Raw genomic sequence first — 21,359 nt, 5'->3', positions numbered from 1 at the left:
GATTCCTCCTGTATCCGTATTGTTTTTCTGACTATTCTTTCATTATTATTATAAGGGATAACTAATCAACTCTGTTAATATAATGAATTCCTATTTCTTCCTGGCGGCTCTAACCTTGTCGATATATTGTGTTGCATATTCAGTAATCTTATCAAAATCACCCGTTTTAGCCGGTGCCACCAAATTGCCGCCTACTCCCACAGCTATACAGCCATTTGAAATCCATTCTTCAATATTATCCAAGTCCACACCGCCAGTTGGCATAATATTTAGTTGAGGGAGAGGAGCTTTAACGGCTTTGACAAATCCAGGGCCAAAAGCATTGCCAGGGAATAGCTTGACGATATCTACACCGGCTTCCAATGCTCTTTTCATCTCCGTGATTGTCATACAGCCAGGCATATAAGGGATTTGATAGAGATTGCATAATTTAGCAGTTTCATTATCAAATGCAGGACTGACAATAAACTGAGCACCTGCTAAAATAGCAATCCTGGCAGTGGTCGCATCCAGAACCGTTCCGGCACCAATTACCACGTTTTCATTTGCTTTATAAACCTCCGCTAATTCCTTGATTACTTCGTCTGCTGACTGTACGGTGAAAGTGACCTCAATACCTTGAATACCGCCTTTTACACAGGCCTCAGAGATAGCAACCGCTTCTTCTTTTGAATCTGCTCTAACAACCGCTACAACTCCGCATTCCGTAACTTTCTGTAAAATAGTTTGTTTTTTCATCCTAAACACTCCTTGTCCTAATGTAATCATTTCTTATTGTGCTTGCTCGGTTTTATCATCCTGTAATAGTTCTTAATATGAATTTACAAAAATTGTAGGTTCCCGTATCATTATAGATAGAGCAGGATAGTGGGAAACCTTACGATTCATCAGGAATCTCTTTATATAAATCAACTAAAAGAAGGTAGAAATTTATGTCTAATGTTCAATCGATTGAACGAGCTTTAACTATATTAAATAAACTCTCAGAATATCCGAATGGTCTCCAGGTTACACGTCTGTCCGAACAGGTAGGACTAACAAAGAGTACAGTCCACAGGCTTCTGGCTACCTTGTCCAATATGAACTATGTTGTCAAAGATGAAGAGACAGATAAATATAAACTAGGGCTACAAATTCTTTTTTTATCCAGAAATCTTCTGAACAACAACGATGTCATCACAGTGGCAAAACCCTTCCTCGAAAAATTATCTCTTGAAGTCAATGAAACGGTTCATTTATGCATAGAGAACCTTGGTGAGATCGTTTATATCGATAAAATAGATAGTAATCAAACGGTGCGAATGTTTTCACGCATTGGCAGCCGGGCGCCGATGTACTGTACGGCTGTAGGTAAAGTATTATTATCTGGGATGGATCAGGAAAAATTTGAATCCATTCTATCTAAAACAGAATTCATTGCTAAGACACCTACTACAATCACGTCGAAAGAACAACTTTTAGAAGAAATTGAGAAAATAAAGATAGAAGGCTACGCATTGGATAACTCAGAGAATGAAGAAGTCTTAAGATGTATTGCCGCACCTATTTATGATCATAAAGGAAAGATCATCGCAAGTTTCAGTATATCTGGCCCCAACAATCGGGTGACAATAGACTTAATTAACCAAATACTCATCGAAAAAATGAAACACTACAGTAAAACCATCTCTAGAAACCTGGGATACATAGGAAGTTTTAACTAAAAAGTATCGTCTGCAGTTTCCAAAGATCCTATTGGGGGATTAGAACACTTCTAATCTCCTTGGAGCTGATATAAAGAACCAAAGGGACGTTTTTCGTTAAATATAAAAAGTAAAAGTAAAGATAATGGATGTCATTATCTTTACTTTTTAAAAGCCTTTATTTAAAAATCTGCAATTGAGCCTTCCATGAAAGCTGCTAAACTTTCTTGATTAGGCAATCCGTCATTGTCTCCCGGAGACATAACGGCCAATGCTCCAATGGCGGCTCCACGCCTTACAGCTTCTTTAATTGGAAGTCCTTCTAATAGCCCGCTTACTACTCCAACTGCAAATCCATCTCCGGCGCCTACCGTATCAACGACTTGTTTAACAGGGAAACGATCGGTATAGAATTTTTGTCCTTCCGAACTGGTAAATGCCCCTTTTTCTCCTAGTTTAATTATGACAGTTTTGACTCCTGCTGCATGATAATAGTCTGCAATCTGTTGAACGTCATCCTGACCGGTTAACAGTGCCCCTTCCTTAATACCGGGAAGGACAATATCTGCGCGGCATGCCAAATCATTGATGATATGAGCCATTTCTTGTTTATCCTCCCAAAGTCCAGGGCGGAGGTTGGGGTCAAACGAAATTTGAACACCGTTTGATCTTGCCGCAGCCATCAATTCATAGACCATTTCCCGGCAGCCAACGGAAAGAGCGGGTGGAATGCCTGTTAAATGAATGTGAGTATACTCGTCCCAATTAATTTGAGCAATCGTTTCCGAATTCATATGGGATGCGGCTGAATTTTTGCGGGATGAAAACACTTCTGGATCGCCAGCACTCACTTTTTGCTTAAATTGCATGCCCGTTGTATGGGTTGAATCGTATTTGATATATTCGGTACTAATCGAATTTTGCTGAAGAAATGTTTCTATGCTTCTTCCAAATGGATCTTGACCTAATTGGGTTATATAGGTGACCAGATGCCCTAATCGTGCCATACCAATTGAAAAATTAACCTCGGCGCCTGAAACAAATCGAACAAAACGGTCGGCGGTTTCTAATGAACCTTCTGTTTCAGCAACAAAAAGGGCCATTGGTTCTCCCACGGTGATAATTTTACGCATAGGATCCTCCTGTTCATTCCATAAGGGGCGAGTCCTTTGCCTCTCTGGACTAAAATATTAAACGGTAGCTTTGCTATCTGGTGATATCGTATCTTTGTTTTTCTTTTTCATATATTGGGACCAATAAGCGGTAATAATTGGAACTATTATGGATGTGACAATAACCGATGCAGCAACCAGAGAAGTAGCAGATTGAGCAACAGGCATGAATTCAGGTGCCATCGTGGCAATAATCATTGGATTAGCTACGGCGGCACCGGCCGTACTTGAAGCAGCAATGCCAGCAGTTCCATTTCCGCCACCAATGAATTTATCCGCCAAGATTAATGGAATTCCGGTTAAAATAATAACTAAGATTCCCAGTAAGATGCCGGCAAAACCTGTTTTAGCAATGACGGTTAAATCAATCGTGTTACCCAATGCAAAACCAAAGAAAGGAATCATGGTAGTAGTAGCTTTGCTGAAAAAGTCACGTAAATCAGAATCTAGGTTTCCAAGAAGGAATCCAAGTAAGAAAGGTAATACGGCTCCTATAAAAGCTTGTGGTTCAAATACAGCAAGACCGGTTGAACCAAGAATCAGCATGGTTACCAGTGGGCCGGATTCAATGGACATTAAGACAAAAGCTCCCGCTTCTTCTTTCGTGCCATATTGCTGCATGATGGATGCATAAAGCCCACCGTTTGTCATATCCATCGCCGCTACTAAAGCTAAAACAGATAATCCTGCAAAAAGACCTGATTGAATTCCATCATCTGGAATGAACATCGATGCGACCATGGCTACAAGCCAGGCAACGGCGATTTTAGTAATAACAAGGGTTCCAGATTTTCGTAATACAGTACCAGTCGCTTTAATATTAATGCCGGCACCCATACAGAAAAACCAAACTGCCAAGATTGGAACAGTTCCTGTCATTAATCCGTTCGTAAATGAACCAAAGTATTCACCGGATGATGGAGCCAGAGTATGTATAATGGCCCCTAAAAATAGTGGCACCAGCATAAGCCCGCCTGGGATTTTTTCAATTGTCTTTAAAATTCGCATAAAGTCTACCTTACCTTTCATTGTCAAATGAGTTTCATTATGTAAGGTCTAAGATGGTAGATTTATGGATAAAAAGATGTGAAGTAATGTCTCATATGACCATTTAGAGCACTAGTTATGGATCATACTCTCACTCTGGATGTTGGTCTGAATCTTCGTATCCATGGATTCAGTGATTTACCGTTGAACTTTAAGAACTATTTTTTTAACCTTTTGTCTTTCTTCAGATAGTATCCCAACCTTGTGTGAATCCTCCGGAAAGCAAATCATCACGTCACCGGGATGCATGGTAACAAGCGTATGGACATCTCCATCCAGAAAAACAGCATCTTTAGTCTCATCATAGTCTTCCTTGATGGTTTGTCGTTTTATATGATCAACGGCAATATTTTCTTTGCCTTCCAGAATGAAATGGATGTCCAGGTATTTTCGATGTGCTTCCCATAAACAATCCTTTTCTTCTTTTGTTTCATATTCATTGAGGAAGAAATATAAATCCTCGTCAATGTCATGACGTCCAACAGAATAGTTGGAGCTATCAAACTCTTTTAGATAAAGTAATTTGGATTGTAAGTTTTCTGTCAAACTAGTCTGCTCAATCAGGTCATTTATATTGCCGGTTATCAATGATATCAGCCCCATTCAAATAGGTAACAGCCTTCTATTAACGCGCTAACCATCCACCATCTACTGCGAGAATATGTCCATTCATATAGTCAGAAGCTTTGCTGGATAAGAAAACAATGACTCCCATTAGATCAGCTGGCTCAGCCCATCGTCCTGCAGGAATTCTTGATAGGATCTCTGCATTGCGCCCTTCATCAGCCCTTATTGGAGCGGTGTTAGCGGTTTCAATATATCCAGGAGCAATTGCATTAATTTGAATATTGTGCTGCCCCAATTCATTGGCAAACGCTTTTGTTAAACCGGCTACCCCATGCTTGCTGGCTGTGTATGGTGGGATAAACTTACCGCCCTGGAAGGAAAGCATGGATCCAATGTTAATTATTTTTCCGCTCTCTTGCTTAACCATGACTTTCGCCACTTCCTGGCTGAGAAAATAAACGGCATTTAAGTTAATATCCATGACTGCATTCCAGTCTTCTTCTTTATATTCAAGTAATGGAGCACGTCGAATGGTACCTGCATTATTAACGAGAATATCGATACGTCCAAAGAAGCTTACACATTCACTAACAATTTCCTTAATACTTTCTTTTACTGTAAGGTCAGCTTGTTTAAAATGGACTTTTCTCCCGGTAGCTTCAATTAATTCTCTGGTTTCATCCCAATTATTGTTATGGGTAACAACAAAGATATCTGCTCCAGCTTTAGCTAATGCAACGGCATAGGCTTGGCCGAGGCCTGTATTGCCTCCAGTCACGAGGGCAATCTTGTTTGTTAAATTGAAATAATCAAGTGAAAAATTTTCTAAACTCATTTAAAAACCACCTCAAACATTATTTTTTTAATATGTGTATTTCTGGAATGTGAAAGAACAAAAGATTACGATTGCTTCTAATCATTCCTATGATTATCTGAGTTCATCCATCGATACGGCGTCCATATCATTGTATGTTTTGTTTTCTCCGGCCATCGCCCAAATGAATGTATAGTTACTTGTAGCAGTTCCGCAATGAATGGACCATGGCGGTGAAATCACGGCTTCTTCATTTTTCATGACAATATGACGAGTTTCTGTAGGTTCTCCCATCATATGGAACATTCTTGCGTTCTCATCTAAATCAATATATAGATATACTTCCATTCTGCGGTTATGTGTATGGGTTGGCATGGAGTTCCAAACACTTCCTGTATTAAGTTGCGTCATTCCCATTACAACCTGGCAGCTTTGAATTCCCTCATTATGAATCATTCGTCTAATGACACGGTCATTTGCATTTTCAGGTGATCCTAATCGATCGCCTTCAATCGCTTTAAATGCTACATGCTGAGTCGGGTACTCTTTATGAGCAGGGGCAGAGAATAAATAGTATTTTGCTGGTTGGTTGGATGCAGTACTGGAGAAAATTAATTCTTTTTTTCCTAACCCAACATATAGGCAGTCCTTATTTTCCATATCATAGGCTTCGCCATCCACCGTGATTTTACCGCTGCCACCAACGTTAAAAATTCCAACTTCTCTGCGTTCCAAGAAATAATCTGCTTTTATTTCATCATAGCCCTTCAGCGATATAGATTCGTTTAAGGGAGTAAGGCCTCCGATAATAGCGCGATCTTCCATTGTGTTCACAAGCTTAATTTCTCCTGGTACAAATAATTCTTCAATTAAATAATTCTTGCGGATATCCTCCGTCGTAAATGTTTTCGCTTGATCAGGGTGAGTAGAGTATCTTATTTCCATCCTTTACATCTCCTTCATTTCATTTATTAAAATTGTTGGAAAGGTTTTTTACACCAAAGGTAAATGATTGACTAGGAACAAACTATTGATTGTTTAATAGACTTCAAGCAGTAGCTTTTCCAGAAACAAATTTTTATTGGTTACCACTCTCCAATATTTAAGTAATTTACAAGTTGTTCCACATTATGGTACATTGTACCATAAATTAATTATAGCGCTTTCAAAAATAAAAAGATAGCGAAAATATGACAATATATTGAATTTAATAGAAAAATTGGAGAGGAGAAAATCTATTTATAATTTTGTTAATTTGTCTGGAAACAAGTAACTGTATACGGAAAAGAGACAGAAGAGAGTCAAGTGTTAATGAGCGGGTTAGTTAGCCTATTAACTAAGTAAAAGTAAGAAGGAGAAGGAAAGTCAGAGGATTGGCATCGGCATGTATTTAATAATAATCCTGAGTCAATTACAAAAGAAAAAAGGGAGGAGAAATGAATTCATTTTCTCCACCCTTTTTTTCGATTAAGGACCTATTGAATCGCTTAATCTTATTGTTTCATTAAATTTTTAAATTGTTTAAATTGGGTACCTACTTCTTGCTTCGGTGGAACGGTAAGTAAGCTGACAATTATAATGGCCAATAGGCTTGCTCCGAAACCTGGAATCATTTCATAGAGCTTATCTGAGAGACCAAAGCTTGACCAGGCAATGACGGTGACTGCTCCTACAATGATACCTGCCAATGCCCCCCATTTGTTCATGCGCTTCCAGAAAAGGCTTAACAGGATAAGCGGACCGAATGATGATCCAAAGCCTGCCCATGCATAGCCAACTAGATCGAGAATCGTGGCGTTCTTTTCCCATGATAAAAATAATGCGACAATTGAAACAAGTAAAACAGATAATCTTCCTAAGAAAACAAGCTCTTTATCAGAAGCTGAGCGTCTGAAGAATGCTTTGTAAATATCTTCTGTTAAAGAACTGGATGTAACGAGAAGTTGTGAAGAAATAGTACTCATGATGGCAGCTAAAATAGCTGAGATTAAAAATCCGGTGATAATTGGATGGAATAATACTTCGCCTAAAATGATAAAGACTGTTTCTGGATTTTTTAACGTTGGGCCATTTTGTGAGAAATAAGTAATCCCAATAAATCCAGTCAGCATTGCACCAATAATGGAGAAAATCATCCATCCCATACCGATCCGACGAGCCTTTTTAATTTCTTTAACAGATGAAATCGCCATAAAGCGGACAATGATATGAGGCTGGCCAAAATAACCAAGTCCCCAGGCGATGGAAGAAAGAATGCCAAGCACCGTGGTTCCTCTGAAAATATCTAATAAGGCCGGGTTGATAGATCGTGCTGTATCAATAGATTCTCCCAGTCCCCCCACTTCAATGAGAGTGACGATTGGAACGAGAATTAATGCTATAAACATGATAATTCCCTGCACAAAATCAGTCCAGCTGACGGCAAGAAATCCTCCAAACAAAGTGTAAGCCACTACTACAAGAGTAACAACTATCAATCCAGTATGGTAATCAAGTCCGAATGTACTTTGGAAAAGTACGCCGCCGGAGACCATGCCGGATGAAACATAAAAGGTAAAGAATATCAGAATAACAAGTCCTGAAATTAAGCGCAGCATTTTTGACGTATCGCCAAAGCGGTTCTCTAAATAACCGGGAATCGTAATGGAATCATTGGCTATTTGTGTATACGTACGCAGCCTAGGGGCTACATAAATCCAGTTAGCCCAGGCACCTAAAGTTAAACCGAGAGCAATCCATGCTGCACTAAGACCTGATGCGTACATGGCACCGGGTAATCCCATTAACAGCCAACCACTCATATCTGCAGCTCCTGCACTCAAAGCTGTTACAGCCGGCCCCAGTGTCCTGCCGCCAAGCATATAATCAGATAAATTGGATGTTTTTTTATAGGCAAAATATCCAATTCCAAGCATTAAAATCATGTAAATAATAACTGAAGACAATAATGCATAATCCATCTGTGTGCCCCCTTGGTTTCTTTATCTTTCTAATTTGTCCCCTATAAATCCCCTTAAAGTATAGAAGTAAATTAGTCTGGTATATTTTATCAGAAAAATTAGAATAATTCACTTAATATACAACCCTCTAATTAATACCATAATATTGAAAATATGGTAGGGTTATAAGATACTAGATGTATAGTTTTGTTAAGACCAAGGATGTTATGTTATGGGTAGGGCAGAAGCGAATGCGACTGTTACAGTCAAAGTAAATAATAAAACGCTTGGAAGTGCAAAGGCAAACAGCAAAGGGGCTTATACTGTAAATATAAAAACTCAGAAAAAGGGTACAACCCTTTCCGTAACGGCTAAGGATAGAGCTAACAATACAAGTAAAGCGACACAAGTGAAGTTAACAAAGTAATACGCGATTGAGAATAAGGGGGAATCCTCTTATTCTCTTTTTTTTACGATTAAAGGGACGAGTTTATTTTAATAGTGGTTTTGAGCTATAGCAAATAAGGATAGGATGGTGCAGGTTATTTTGAAGAGTTTGAGCAATTATTATATTTAGATGGAGGGAGATCATTTAGATCTGAAGAAATGATATGCCACAAGGCTGACATAATCAGTGATGCACGCTAAAAATGAAAGACAACCTCATTAATCAGGAATGTTTCAATGAACCTTCATGTGGTATATATCCGAAAAGGCACAAAAACCGATTGCGCTTGGCGCAATCGGCATTTATTTTTGGTCATTCTCTGGAGAGTCTAATTCAATCCATTCATCAGCCCATTTAGCGATGGCCTGCATCAACGGCTTCATGGATTCTCCTGTTTCCGTTAAGGAATATTCAATTCGGACCGGTGTTTCCGGATAGACGTCACGTTTAACGATGCCTTGTTTTTCTAAGTCTTTTAGCCGTTCAGATAGAACTCGTCCACTGACGCCAATTGATGACTCCAGCGTGCAAAAACGTTGGGGACCAGATTGTAATTGATAGATAATTAAACCTGTCCAGCGGCGGCTGAGAATCTCCATGGCCTTTTCAAACTTAGGACAAATGTGAGATTGATTCATTTGACTTCACCCCTATAACCTATATTATAACGTATGATTGGAAAATCATATAATAATTTATTGGAATTTATTTACTTGACACACGTTAGTTACTAAATTAAAATTAGTTACATAAAGTAAGTGTTGTTCGGACTGGAAAACTTGAATATCACTTTTCAATTGGGAGAGAAAAATATGAACTTTCATCAGAAAACAAATACGTTTGTGAAAAGTCTCGAGTTAAAGGTACTTAATATGGAAAGGTCACTGGCCTTTTACAAAAACATTATTGGTTTTAAAATCCTGAAACAAGAGAGTAACCGGGCTGTTTTAACAGCGGATGGAAAAACACCATTACTCACCTTAATTCAACCCGAAAAGGTTATACCAAAAGAGGCGCATAAAACCGGTCTGTACCATTTCGCCTTATTGTTGCCTTCACGAACTGAATTAGGAAGCTTTTTACACCATGTCGCAAAGATTAATTATCCAATGGGTGCTTCGGATCATCATGTGAGTGAAGCGCTATATTTACAAGACGTAGATGGAAATGGAATTGAAATTTATGCTGATAGGCCATCTTCATCGTGGATATGGAAAGATAAAGAGGTACATATGGTTACTGAGCCTTTGAAGATAGAAGAGGTATTGGCAGCGGGTGAAGACAAGTTGTGGGAAGGTCTTCCGGCTGAAACGATGATGGGGCATATTCATCTGCATGTTGGAAATCTTGAGCAGGCGGAAGAATTTTATTGTAAGGGATTAGGGTTTGAAGTGGTTGCGCGTTATGGGGAACAGGCATTGTTTGTATCCACAGACGGCTATCACCATCATATTGGTTTAAATGTATGGAATGGCAGGAATATACCGGCTGCTTCAAAAGAAAGCGTGGGACTCCAAGCGTTCACCATTCATTATCCAGATGATGGGCGAAGGGAAGAAGTTATTTCTCGTTTGAAAGAAATGGGTACTGAAGTTCGAGAAGAGACTGGCCATTGGGAAACACCAGATCCGTTTGGTTTAACTATTCGGTTATCTGTCTAAATAAACTAGGTATCAACTGGAGTTTCTAATTGAAAATCGGGGAGGAATAAAATCATGAACGAAACAAATGGATTTTTATCAGCAATTGAGGCTAGACGTTCACTTTATGCGATCAGTAATGAAAAGGTAGTATCCGAAGAAAGAGTGCAGGAGATTGTTGAATTTGCAGTAAATCATACACCGTCTGCTTTTAACTCCCAAAGTTCAAGAGTTGTTGTGTTGTTTGGGGAACATAGTAATAAGTTTTGGGATATCGCAACTGAAACATTAAGAAAAGTTGTACCTGCTGATAATTTTGCCAGCACCCAAGAAAAAATGGATATGTTCAATGCGGGCTACGGTACCATTCTTTTCTTTGAAGATCAAGCTGTCATTGAAGGCCTGCAGTCTCAATTTGATTTATATGCAGATAAATTCCCGATTTGGTCAAATGAAGCCTCCGGTATGCTGCAACTCGTTGTTTGGACAGCTCTTGAAACAGAAGGGTTGGGGGCGACGCTGCAACATTATAATCCAATAATTGATGATGAAGTGAAAGCAAACTGGAATATACCAGCAAGCTGGAAATTAGCAGCCCAAATACCATTTGGAAAACCAATTGCACCAGCCGGTGAGAAACAATTTAATCCAATTGAAGATCGTGTAAAAGTATTTAAATAATCTTATAATGTCTAAGTAAAAAGACGCTCCCTTTGAAGTGACCGGCAAAAGGTGGATTACTCTACCCTTTTGAGGCGCTTCAAAAGGGGGCGTCTTTTAATTTACTTTAATTTAATTTCGATCCTGGTACTCTCTTTTGAGTTCAGTTTGAAAACGGTCCAGAAAAATACCAACCAAGAAAAAGGCAATTAAAACGGAGTAGAATTTTTTAAATACAGCATGGATAGATTCCGGGCTCCAAACAGAAGACCAGAAAGTGCCACCGCCAAAAAATCCATAGGCGAGAATTAAAATATGTAACACAAACCAGAATAGGGTGAGAGTACTGGTATTTGAACGAATAATTAAAGCAATTAAGCTGATTAATACGGCTAAAAAGGCCATAAAGAGGTATGGACTAATAGACAGCCAATGTATAGATAAGAGTTCGAAAATAAATAGACCAATTAAATATAGATGAAAGGCATAGGTCATAAAAAAGATGAAGGGCGTCCCATTATGTTTAGATAGGATTAAAAGTACACCAGCGATGAGTAAAAGGACTCCTATAAAAGGGGCACCCCATGCGAAGAACATCATGATACTGCCAAATATAAATCCAACCATGTTTGCATAATTTATTTTATTTAACCAATCAGTAAACATCCCCAAGCCCCCCTCCAGTGTGGGAATTATAAATCTTTATTTGATTATACCCTTCTCACGCTGAAATTAACTATTGCATCCTTGATAGTTATTGTGTAAGTAAGGTGGTTATGGTAAAGTGAAAGTATTGATAAGACCGTAATTAGGAGGTTTTTGTTCGTGTTGCATACTACACTCATCGTACTATTGGTTATTACATGTATCAGTTTGATTGTCGTGGTCTTACTCCAATCCGGTAAAAGTGCAGGATTATCCGGTGCTATTTCCGGTGGAGCTGAACAGCTTTTTGGAAAACAAAAGGCCAGAGGACTTGATTTATATCTACATCGCGCTACTGTTATTTTATCAGTATTATTCTTTGTTTTAACGATTCTTGTTTCTTTTTTCGCAAAGTAATATGAAGTAAACAAACATTGCCTGGCACTTTGCCAGGCTTTTTTGATGTGTATATCGTTCTTATTAATAGCGTTTTGTTACTCTAACGTCGTAAACTAGTAATACATAGTATTAGTTCAAGCAAATAAAGGGAGATTTTATGTATGAATATAACACAGCCAAAACCATTCACATTCGCGGGAGGAAACCGGGCTGTCTTATTGCTTCACGGTTTTACAGGGAATAGCGCCGATGTACGAATGCTGGGCCGGTATCTTGAAGGCAAGGGATATACATGTCATGCACCGCAGTATAAGGGTCATGGCGTACCTCCGGAAGAATTGGTCAATTATGGACCAATTGATTGGTGGAAAGACTGCATGAGAGCCTATGATAAATTACGGGCAATGGGTCATAAAGAGATTGCAGTAGCCGGTCTTTCATTAGGAGGGGTATTTTCCTTGAAATTAGGTTACACTGTACCTGTTAAGGGTATCGTACCGATGTGTGCGCCTATGTATATAAAAAGTGAAAAAGTCATGTATGAAGGTGTTTTGGAGTATGCACGTGAGTACAAAAACCGTGAAGGCAAAAGCCAGGAACAAATAGAATTGGAAATGGCTCATTTTCAGAAACGACCGATGGAAACCTTGCGGGCATTACAGGAATTGATCAGTGATGTACGGGAGCGCGTGAATCAAATTGATGTGCCGCTATTTGTCGCTCAAGCCCGTCATGATCATATGATCAATACAGATAGCGCCAATATCATCTATAATTCTGTGAACACAGAACAGAAGAGTTTGAAATGGTATGAGGAATCAGGCCATGTCATTACACTTGATAAAGAACGAGATCAGCTTCATCAAGATGTCTTTGCGTTTTTGGAGAGTCTTGAATGGGCAAATTAATATATAAATCAATGTTAAAGGAAAGAAAGGAGGGGTTTGTGTGGATGATATGATTCGTCAACATGTAGACAAGCTGTATTCTTATATGAAAGAAGAAGCTTACAAACCCATGACCGTACAAGAATTAGAGGCAGCAATGGGGGTAGAGGACTCCGAGGATTTCAAAGATTTTGTGAAGGCTTTAGTATATATGGAAGAGCATGGCCAAATCGTGAGGACTCGTTCCGACCGTTATGGACTGCCGGAGAGAATGAATCTTGTGAAAGGAAAAGTTTCCGGTCACGCCAAAGGATTTGCTTTTGTGATTCCTGAAGAGAAAGGCATAGATGATATTTTTATTCCTCCGCATGAGTTAAACAATGCGATGCACGGAGATATTGTGATGGTCCGTGTCTCTTCGCAATCATCAGGACAAAGACGGGAAGGGACCATTGTTAAAATCATCGAACGCGGTGTTCAAAATGTTGTAGGAACTTACACGGAAACAAGAGGGATTGGTTTTGTGATCCCGGATGATAAAAAAATGGCCAATGATATCTTTATCCCTAAAGAGGCAAAGAACGGTGCTGTTGAAGGCCATAAAGTGGTTGTTAAAATAACAAACTATCCGGAAGGCAGAATGTCGGCAGAAGGGGAAGTCATCACGATCTTAGGGCATAAAAATGATCCTGGTGTTGATATTTTATCCATTATTCATAAGTTTGGATTGCCAGGGGAGTTTCCGCAAGACGCATTGGAACAAGCCAATCAAACACCTGAGGTCATAGATGAAAAGGATCTGGTGAATCGCCGTGATCTGCGAAATGAAACAATTGTGACGATTGATGGTGCGGATGCGAAAGACTTGGATGATGCCGTAACGGTAACCAAACTCGAAAATGGAAATTATAAGCTTGGTGTACATATTGCGGATGTCTCCCATTATGTTACGGAAGGATCTCCAATTGATGTAGAAGCGGCTGAGCGTGCGACAAGTATCTATCTGGTGGATCGGGTTATTCCGATGATCCCGCATCGTTTATCAAATGGGATTTGTTCATTGAATCCGCGTGTGGATCGGTTAACATTATCTTGTGAAATGGAAATCGATTCAGAGGGAGCAGTGGTTGCTCACGAAATATTCCAAAGTGTGATCAAAACAACGGAGCGTATGACGTATTCAGACGTGAATGAAATTCTCGTTGATAAAAATGAGGAATTAATCAAACGCTATGAACCAATTGTACCGATGTTTGAAGAAATGGAAAAATTAGCCGAAATTCTTCGAGGAAAAAGAATGCGCAGAGGAGCCATTGACTTTGATTTTAAAGAAGCTAAAATCCTCGTTAATGAAAATGGAGAACCAACTGATGTCGTTCTTCGTACACGTTCTGTTGCAGAAAAATTAATCGAAGAATTTATGTTGGCAGCAAACGAAACAGTAGCCGAGCATTTCCATTGGATGGATGTACCGTTTATTTATCGTATCCATGAAGACCCGAATGAAGATAAGCTGAGAAAATTCTTTGACTTTATCGTGAATTTTGGTTATATCGTTCGTGGTTCAGCCAATTCCATTCATCCGCGTGCTTTACAGGAAATTATTGAAGCTGTGCAAGGTAAACCGGAGGAAATGGTCGTATCGACTGTCATGCTTCGTTCGATGCAGCAAGCGAAATATGATCCTGAAAGCTTAGGACATTTTGGATTGTCGACAGATTATTATACTCACTTTACATCACCAATCCGCCGTTACCCAGACTTAATTGTCCATCGCTTAATTCGAACGTATTTAATCAATGGTGATTTAAGCAGAGAAACACAGGAAAAATGGAATGAAAGGCTTGGAGAGATTGCTCAGCATACATCTTCAATGGAACGCCGTGCAGTAGATGCAGAGCGGGAAACGGATGATTTGAAAAAAGCCGAATACATGGAAGATAAAGTGGGAGAAGAGTTTGACGGGATCATCAGATCTGTCACAAACTTCGGGATGTTCGTTGAGCTTTCCAACACCATCGAAGGTCTTGTCCATGTCAGCTATATGACAGATGATTACTATCATTTCGATGATCGTCAATACGCGATGATTGGTGAACGTACGGCCAAGGTGTTCAGAATTGGCGATGAGATCACTGTTAGGGTCATTAATGTAAATAAAGACGAGCGTGCCATTGACTTTGAGATTGTAGGAATGAAGGACAATCGTGAGCGAGTATCTGGTGAAAAACGCATTTTTAGAGCAGAACCGGGTAAAAATCGTCGTAAAGATTCATCTAAGCCACAAGGCAAAGGCGACAAGCATAAACCAGGAAGCCAGGGTAAAGCCAAGCCTGGAGAAAGCTCCGATAAAAAAGGGCCGAGAAAGAAAAAGAAATTTTTTGAGAATGCACCGGCTGCAAAGCGCAAGTCCGGAAAGAAGAAAAAGCGCTAATGATTAATGAGAGGAAAACTAACAAAAGTTAGCTCTCTTTTATTTTTGAAGGAGATGGAAGTATATTTATAAAGAGTCGAGGTATACATGACTTAATAGTTTTCGCTGCCTTTTGTTGTGAATTCCATTTACTTAGTCATATTACTGTACTTTAGATACTATAATTTATATAATACATATCATATGTCTTTAGTATGAATTGAGAAAGGGGAGAATTTGAAATGAATACATTTTTAGTTATTATAAATATTCTTATATTGCTCGCATTAGTCGGTATACTATTCTATATGCAAAAGAAACATGTTTCCTTTTCAAAACGAGTATTTACAGGTCTCGGATTGGGAATTCTTTTGGGGGTATTCCTTCAATTGGCATTTAAGAGCGACAGTACTGTTCTAACAGATACGAAAAACTGGTACAGTATTGTTGGAACAGGGTATGTCAGCCTGTTAAAAATGATTGTTATGCCCTTGATCGTTGTGTCGATTATATCAGCCATCATTCGTTTAAAGGGACAGGCAGGAGTGGGGAAAATCAGTTTCTCCATTATCGGAATTCTGATTTTAACAACAGCTATAGCGGCTGCTGTTGGAATAGGCAGTGCTTTAACATTTGATTTATCAGCGGACCACCTTGAATCTGGCGAAGCAGAGCAAACTCGTTCGGCCGAGTTAGAAGAAACGATGGTTCAAGTAGAGAATCAGAGCTTCCCAGAACGTATTTTGCAGGTCATCCCAACAAATCCGTTCCTTGATTTGACTGGACAAAGACCGACTTCTACGATCGCGACGGTCATTTTTGCAGCGTTCATTGGGATTGCAGCTATGGGTGTTAGAAGAAAAGCACCAAAAGAGTTTGAAACATTCGAAAAAATTATTAATGCTCTATATAAAATTGTGATGAGAATCGTTACATTGATTCTTCGCTTAACTCCATATGGTATTTTAGCGTTAATGGCGACCACTATTGCCAATACAAATGTTCAGGGAATAGTTGAATTATCCACCTTTGTTATCGCTTCTTATGTAGCGCTGATCGTGATGTTCCTGATTCATTTGGCTATATTATTCTTTACTGGATTAAATCCGATGCAATATGTTAAGAAAATGGGTCCTTTACTTACATTTGCCTTTACATCTCGTTCAAGTGCAGCGTCCATTCCAATTAATGTAGAAACTCAAACTAAACAATTTGGTAACTCAGAAGGAATTGCGAACTTTGCTGCTTCTCTAGGGGCATCCATTGGTCAAAATGGATGTGCAGGAATCTATCCGGCTATGTTGGCTGTCATGATTGCACCGGACCCACTTGATCCCGGATTCCTTATTCAGCTAGTCATCATAGTAGCCATCAGTTCGTTTGGTGTTGCCGGCGTTGGCGGAGGGGCTACCTTTGCCGCATTAATCGTCTTATCGAGCATGAATTTGCCAATTGGTATTGCAGCGTTACTAATCTCTGTAGAACCATTGATTGATATGGGCAGAACAGCTCTTAATGTCAGCGGTTCAACTACAGCAGGCTTGGTAACTGGCCGCGTAACAGGCGAATTGGACAAAGATGTGTATAATGGTAAAATGGTTGAAATGAATTCGGTTGAGGCATAAAAAGAGAAGGGGGAATGCAGTCTATATGCATTCTTCCTTTTTTATTGTTTCGTGATGCTTTAAGTCGGGAAAGGAATAAAGGGTATATCTACATGTTTCAATTTCCGAGAGAAGGATAACAAGCGTTTCAATCGAATACTATATAGGTATGGATTTCAGCGAAATGGAGGAATACTAGAATGAGTAAGATTACGGTTCAAACATCCAAGGCACCGGCAGCGATTGGGCCATATTCACAAGCGATTCGAGTAAATGGATTTGTTTATACATCCGGACAGCTTGGGTTAGATCCTGAAACGGGCGAATTAAAGGATGGGGTACAGGAGCAAACACATCAAGCATTTAAAAACATACAGGCTATTCTCAAAGAAGAAGGGCTTGATTTGAATCATATCGTGAAGACGACCGTATTCCTGAATGATATGAATGATTTTGCGGCAGTCAATGAAGTATATGCCACTTATTTCAGCGGCAGTTTTCCAGCTAGAAGTGCTGTGGAAGTAGCGCGTCTACCTAAAGACGGACTTGTAGAAATAGAAGCTATTGCTGTAGTATGATAGGAGAGAGCCCGAAGCCAGGCTCTTTTTTAACCTAACCCATATACAGAGAGAGGGGGCAATTAAATGCCAAAGGGTACAGGAAAGGTACTTGGTCAAAATAAAAAAGCGTATCATGATTACTTTATCGAGGAAACCTATGAAGCAGGAATTGTTTTGCAGGGGACTGAAATTAAATCAATCCGAAATGGTCGAGTTAACCTAAAGGATTCATATGCAAGGATTATTAATGGGGAAGTCTTCTTAATGGGAATGCATATCAGCCCATATGAGCAGGGCAACCGCTACAATCATGATCCATTGCGCGTTCGTAAGTTACTCTTGCACAATAAGGAAATCAGCAAATTGATCGGTGCAACAAAAGAACAAGGGTATGCGCTTGTGCCATTGAAGCTGTATTTGAAGAACGGGTTTGCCAAGGTTTTAATCGGTTTAGGCAAGGGTAAAAAGAATTATGATAAACGTGAAGACTTGAAGAGAAAAGAAGCGAAACGTGAAATTGAACGAGCATTTAAAGATCGTCAGCGTTAAGCTTAGGTTGGTACTCTCACCAAGTTCTTACAATTGAATTTCACATTTATTATGTTATAATTACTTATGTACCACAATTGAATAGAAGCAACGCAAAAGCAAGCTTCTTCATCTCGTGCGATCCACATTCTTATCATGGGGACGTTACGGATTCGACAGGGGTAGTTCGAGCTTATGTTGCGAGTCGAGGGGATCGTCCTCGTTAAAACGTCAAAGCCTATAACTGGCAAACAAAACAACAACCTAGCTTTCGCTGCTTAATAACAGTCGATAAGCTGTTCCTCCCTCCATTGTCCATGTGGTAGGGTAAGGGACTCAAATTTAGTGGACTACGCCGGATCTCACCGTCTGAGGGAGAAGGAAGAGAACAACCAGACTAGCTGTCCGGGCGCCTGTCGATAGGCAGAAGGCACAGCGAATCGCTAATATGTCGACTACACTCGTAGATGCATAAGTGCCGTTATCTTTGGACGTGGGTTCGACTCCCACCGTCTCCACCAATACATATGTTGGTGGTTTTTTATTTGTGTGGCTTTAATATAATTTTGCCAAACTGGCAATGAAATCATTCCTAAATTTTAGATAGTATATATTTTAATGATGAAAGCTCGGTTTTTACCGAGCTTTTTTTCTTTATCAAAATCAAAGGTCGTCAATTTGATGGATTGAAAGATATACAGAGAGAATTAGCAGATTATGTACATTAGTATAATATCATTGAACACTGGTTTATATGAATCCTATTTAGTACAGATTTGAGTGCCTTAAAAAGTGGAACCGTGACCTTATTTATAGGTTATTTTTATTATTAAATATTGCGTGAAGATTATAATTTACATGAGTTTTATGATGTATGTAAAAGTTAAATTTTATAGCCAAATTCTCAATTGATTTAAAAAAAAGGCTTTTAATCGTTATATTGATATACTAATATTTCGAGTGATATAATCTCCGATGGAAATAAATTATACAAATTTCATAATATGTAAGATAGGAGATAGAGTATAAAATGAATTGGAAGGCAACAGTAGCAGGAGCGATAGGAGTAACAGCTATAGCAGGAACATTGGTGTTTAATACAGATGCGGCAAACAAAGTAATGGACAACATTGAAGCATTAAGATCAAAAATAGCTGCATTTGCTAAAAATGATGAAGCATTAGTTGAAAAATATAATACATTAAAAGGTGAAGCAGAAGTAAAAATAGCTTCATTACAAGAAAAAATAGATGAATTAAACGCAAAATTAGAAAATAACGAAGATGTTTCTACATCTGAAAAAGCAGAATTGGAAGCAGAAATAAAAAGACTTACAGGAGAACTAGAAAAAGCTAATGCAGCTATAGAAGACTTAGAAATAAAGTCAAATGATGCAGTTCAAGAAGCTAATACTTATAAAATGACAGATCCAAATACTTTACCAGGATTAGGTGAAGATCAAGAAGCAGTTGAAATAGCAACAGTAAAGCCATATTTTTATGCAAACCGTGCTCAAGTTACTATCAGCCTAAAAGAAGATATAGATATATCACTTTCATCTAAAGGAAATATTAAAATTGAGTATATTGATGCTGATGGAAACCCTGTAGAAACAAAAAGTAAAATTTATAGTGGATACTTAAATGATTCTGAAGGTAACAAATATGGAAAAGGTGCAGAATTTTGGAATCAAAATTATTCCAATCAATTAGTAGCTGGTACAACATATTCTTCAACTCTAAATAAAGCAAATATAGCTAAAGTTATCGTTACAGTAACTAACAATGATGGTGTAGTACAAACAATAACAAAAGAAAAATAAAAACTTTATAAAATCTAAATAAGGACTAATTTTTATTAGTCCTTATTTTAGAATCTGGATATAAAGGGAGAAAAAGATGAACAAAGTTTTAATTAGTACAGTTATTGGGGTTGTTGCTAGTGCGGCTATAGCATCAGTTGCTATAGCATCATCCGTAGTATTTAATTCTGCTCCAATAGACAATATTGAAAATAATATAAATATTTTAAAGGATAAAGTAGAAGCTTATTCAACTAATGAACAGAAGTTAGTAAACAAATATATGGAATTATATAAGGAATACGCTAAATTAAAAGAAGCTACGGTACAAGATAGTGATGCAGTATCAGAATCTAATGTTGATAGTTTAAAAGATGATTTAGAGAAACAGGAAGAAAAGAATAAAAAACAAGAAGACTATATAAAAGAATTAGAAGAACAAATAGAAAAAATAGAGTCCAATAAGGTTAAACAAGAAGAAACTAAAGAACAAGAGGACTATATAAAAGAATTAGAAGGTCAGGTAGAAAGCTTAGAGTCCAACCAGGTTAATCTAGAAGAAAAGAATAAAGAACAAAAAGACTATATAAAAGAATTAGAAGAACAAATAGCAAACATAGAGTCCAATAAAGTTGACCAAGAAGAAAAACCTCAATCTAGCATTGAATTAGAGGTAGAATAATGGAAAATAATCAATCAACTACTAACGGCTCTAAGAGAAATTTATTAATAGTAATGCTAGTAGCATTGCTACTAGCTCTTGTATTTTTAGTTAAATCTTGCTCAGTAAATGAAGATTCTAAAGATGAACAAGAGATTACATCTGAAGTATCAAAAGATGAGGGAAAAGATAACGAAGACAATCTAGATCAAGATAACGATACAGATCAAAACCAAACTACTAATAATGATAAATTATCAAGTGGATCTCTAGACAGTACCAACCAAGATGGTTTAGTAAATAATGCCCAGAATCATATACAAGGCAATCATGACAATTCATCAGGCGGTTCTCAAGATGGTGATAATCAAACTACCAATAATGGGAATAGTATATTAGATAATAGTACTGATGTTAGTACTGGGGAGAATACTGATACTGATAATGATCAATCCTCCAGTGGTTCTCAAGATGGTGATAATCAAACAGGTTCAGATACAAATCCAGGTCGACCGAATAATCCAGAAGATAACGGAAATGGAAATCTATTAAATTTGTTATATGATGAATTAATTAAGGCTAATGATACTTTTGAATACTTTCTAGAAGTAACTGATGAAATCTTAGAAAGTTACTAGAAAGTATTACATAATTTTTGATATAAAAAGGATAATCCATTTGGATTGTCCTTTTTATATAGGTATCTTTACTTACTTCTCGCCTGAAGCGTTTATAATTTGAAAAAGAGCTACTAATCTACAATCTTTTTTGCAGGCGAATTCTTTTTAAGTCTAAAATCATATTTCTTTGCATTTTGATATCCTGGATCGACATAACTGGATTTCTCATCACTTTATGAAGCGGGTAACCAATAATTTAGTATTTTCTTCCA

The 21,359-nt window shown here is 38.2% G+C and carries 21 protein-coding genes, 1 other RNA gene and 1 pseudogene; 14 read left to right on the top strand and 9 right to left on the bottom strand.

Going from position 1 to position 21,359, the window contains the following annotated elements:
• Positions 1-90: 90 nt before the first annotated feature.
• Entirely contained in the window at positions 91-738 is a 648-nt protein-coding gene (locus AC4G3K_RS11325) for a bifunctional 4-hydroxy-2-oxoglutarate aldolase/2-dehydro-3-deoxy-phosphogluconate aldolase (protein ID WP_491133335.1), read from the bottom strand.
• A 194-nt stretch (positions 739-932) separates the two neighbouring features.
• On the opposite strand from AC4G3K_RS11325, the gene AC4G3K_RS11320 reads away from it, so the two are divergent.
• Positions 933-1,703, top strand: a complete 771-nt coding sequence (locus AC4G3K_RS11320) for an IclR family transcriptional regulator (protein WP_491133334.1) — start codon at positions 933-935, stop codon at positions 1,701-1,703.
• Positions 1,704-1,864: 161 nt separating this feature from the next.
• On the opposite strand, the gene AC4G3K_RS11315 is transcribed toward AC4G3K_RS11320, so the two are convergent.
• From AC4G3K_RS11315 to putP, 6 genes are all read right to left on the bottom strand, one after another.
• Positions 1,865-2,815, bottom strand: a complete 951-nt coding sequence (locus AC4G3K_RS11315) for a sugar kinase (protein WP_491133333.1) — start codon at positions 2,813-2,815, stop codon at positions 1,865-1,867.
• A gap of 57 nt (positions 2,816-2,872) precedes the next feature.
• Positions 2,873-3,862: a 2-keto-3-deoxygluconate transporter gene (kdgT, locus tag AC4G3K_RS11310; RefSeq protein WP_491133332.1), complete on the bottom strand. Its 990-nt coding sequence runs from the start codon at positions 3,860-3,862 to the stop codon at positions 2,873-2,875.
• A gap of 177 nt (positions 3,863-4,039) precedes the next feature.
• Positions 4,040-4,489: a NanQ anomerase/TabA/YiaL family protein gene (locus tag AC4G3K_RS11305; RefSeq protein ID WP_491133331.1), complete on the bottom strand. Its 450-nt coding sequence runs from the start codon at positions 4,487-4,489 to the stop codon at positions 4,040-4,042.
• Between the two features lie 37 nt (positions 4,490-4,526).
• Complete coding sequence (gene kduD, locus AC4G3K_RS11300) at positions 4,527-5,303, bottom strand: 2-dehydro-3-deoxy-D-gluconate 5-dehydrogenase KduD (protein ID WP_491133330.1); 777 nt, start codon at positions 5,301-5,303, stop codon at positions 4,527-4,529.
• Positions 5,304-5,396: 93 nt separating this feature from the next.
• A complete protein-coding gene (gene kduI, locus AC4G3K_RS11295; RefSeq protein WP_491133329.1) occupies positions 5,397-6,227 on the bottom strand; it encodes a 5-dehydro-4-deoxy-D-glucuronate isomerase in 831 nt (276 codons plus the stop codon).
• A gap of 548 nt (positions 6,228-6,775) precedes the next feature.
• Positions 6,776-8,242, bottom strand: a complete 1,467-nt coding sequence (gene putP, locus AC4G3K_RS11290; RefSeq protein ID WP_491133328.1) for a sodium/proline symporter PutP — start codon at positions 8,240-8,242, stop codon at positions 6,776-6,778.
• Between the two features lie 208 nt (positions 8,243-8,450).
• On the opposite strand from putP, the pseudogene AC4G3K_RS11285 reads away from it, so the two are divergent.
• Positions 8,451-8,648, top strand: a pseudogene (locus AC4G3K_RS11285) (Ig-like domain-containing protein); the annotation flags it as partial.
• A 323-nt stretch (positions 8,649-8,971) separates the two neighbouring features.
• On the opposite strand, the gene AC4G3K_RS11280 reads toward AC4G3K_RS11285, so the two are convergent.
• Entirely contained in the window at positions 8,972-9,307 is a 336-nt protein-coding gene (locus AC4G3K_RS11280; RefSeq protein ID WP_491077547.1) for a winged helix-turn-helix transcriptional regulator, read from the bottom strand.
• Between the two features lie 174 nt (positions 9,308-9,481).
• Here AC4G3K_RS11280 and AC4G3K_RS11275 point away from each other — a divergent pair, with 174 nt between their 5' ends.
• The gene (locus tag AC4G3K_RS11275; protein ID WP_491133327.1) at positions 9,482-10,330 is read left to right on the top strand and encodes a VOC family protein; all 849 of its coding nucleotides are present in this window, start codon (positions 9,482-9,484) and stop codon (positions 10,328-10,330) included.
• 54 nt (positions 10,331-10,384) lie between these two features.
• Positions 10,385-10,990: a nitroreductase family protein gene (locus tag AC4G3K_RS11270; protein ID WP_491077549.1), complete on the top strand. Its 606-nt coding sequence runs from the start codon at positions 10,385-10,387 to the stop codon at positions 10,988-10,990.
• Between the two features lie 111 nt (positions 10,991-11,101).
• Here AC4G3K_RS11270 and AC4G3K_RS11265 read toward each other — a convergent pair whose 3' ends face one another.
• Positions 11,102-11,635, bottom strand: a complete 534-nt coding sequence (locus AC4G3K_RS11265) for a hypothetical protein (RefSeq protein WP_491133326.1) — start codon at positions 11,633-11,635, stop codon at positions 11,102-11,104.
• 162 nt (positions 11,636-11,797) lie between these two features.
• Here AC4G3K_RS11265 and secG point away from each other — a divergent pair, with 162 nt between their 5' ends.
• From secG to AC4G3K_RS11215, 10 genes are all read left to right on the top strand, one after another.
• Positions 11,798-12,031, top strand: a complete 234-nt coding sequence (gene secG, locus AC4G3K_RS11260) for a preprotein translocase subunit SecG (RefSeq protein WP_491077734.1) — start codon at positions 11,798-11,800, stop codon at positions 12,029-12,031.
• Positions 12,032-12,174: 143 nt separating this feature from the next.
• A complete protein-coding gene (locus AC4G3K_RS11255) occupies positions 12,175-12,921 on the top strand; it encodes an alpha/beta hydrolase (protein WP_491077551.1) in 747 nt (248 codons plus the stop codon).
• A 49-nt stretch (positions 12,922-12,970) separates the two neighbouring features.
• Positions 12,971-15,334, top strand: a complete 2,364-nt coding sequence (gene rnr / locus AC4G3K_RS11250; RefSeq protein ID WP_491077735.1) for a ribonuclease R — start codon at positions 12,971-12,973, stop codon at positions 15,332-15,334.
• Between the two features lie 221 nt (positions 15,335-15,555).
• Positions 15,556-16,938 carry an L-cystine transporter gene (locus tag AC4G3K_RS11245; protein WP_491133325.1) on the top strand — a complete coding sequence of 461 codons (1,383 nt, stop codon included), beginning with the start codon at positions 15,556-15,558 and terminating at the stop codon, positions 16,936-16,938.
• A 179-nt stretch (positions 16,939-17,117) separates the two neighbouring features.
• Positions 17,118-17,495: a RidA family protein gene (locus AC4G3K_RS11240; protein WP_491133324.1), complete on the top strand. Its 378-nt coding sequence runs from the start codon at positions 17,118-17,120 to the stop codon at positions 17,493-17,495.
• 66 nt (positions 17,496-17,561) lie between these two features.
• Positions 17,562-18,026: an SsrA-binding protein SmpB gene (smpB, locus tag AC4G3K_RS11235; protein ID WP_491077554.1), complete on the top strand. Its 465-nt coding sequence runs from the start codon at positions 17,562-17,564 to the stop codon at positions 18,024-18,026.
• A gap of 137 nt (positions 18,027-18,163) precedes the next feature.
• Positions 18,164-18,526, top strand: a transfer-messenger RNA (tmRNA) gene (ssrA, locus tag AC4G3K_RS11230).
• A 509-nt stretch (positions 18,527-19,035) separates the two neighbouring features.
• Entirely contained in the window at positions 19,036-19,827 is a 792-nt protein-coding gene (locus AC4G3K_RS11225) for a hypothetical protein (RefSeq protein ID WP_491133323.1), read from the top strand.
• A gap of 76 nt (positions 19,828-19,903) precedes the next feature.
• Positions 19,904-20,488, top strand: coding sequence for a hypothetical protein (locus tag AC4G3K_RS11220; protein WP_491133322.1), 585 nt, complete (start codon positions 19,904-19,906; stop codon positions 20,486-20,488).
• Positions 20,488-21,105, top strand: a complete 618-nt coding sequence (locus AC4G3K_RS11215) for a hypothetical protein (RefSeq protein ID WP_491077557.1) — start codon at positions 20,488-20,490, stop codon at positions 21,103-21,105. The genes AC4G3K_RS11220 and AC4G3K_RS11215 overlap by 1 nt, the downstream gene beginning before the upstream one ends.
• The last annotated feature ends 254 nt before the right edge of the window (positions 21,106-21,359 follow it).

The sequence above is a fragment of the Bacillus sp. z26 genome, assembly GCF_058313635.1.
The sequence above is the reverse complement of the archived record's forward strand: the minus strand, read 5'-3'. Positions and strand labels throughout refer to the sequence as shown.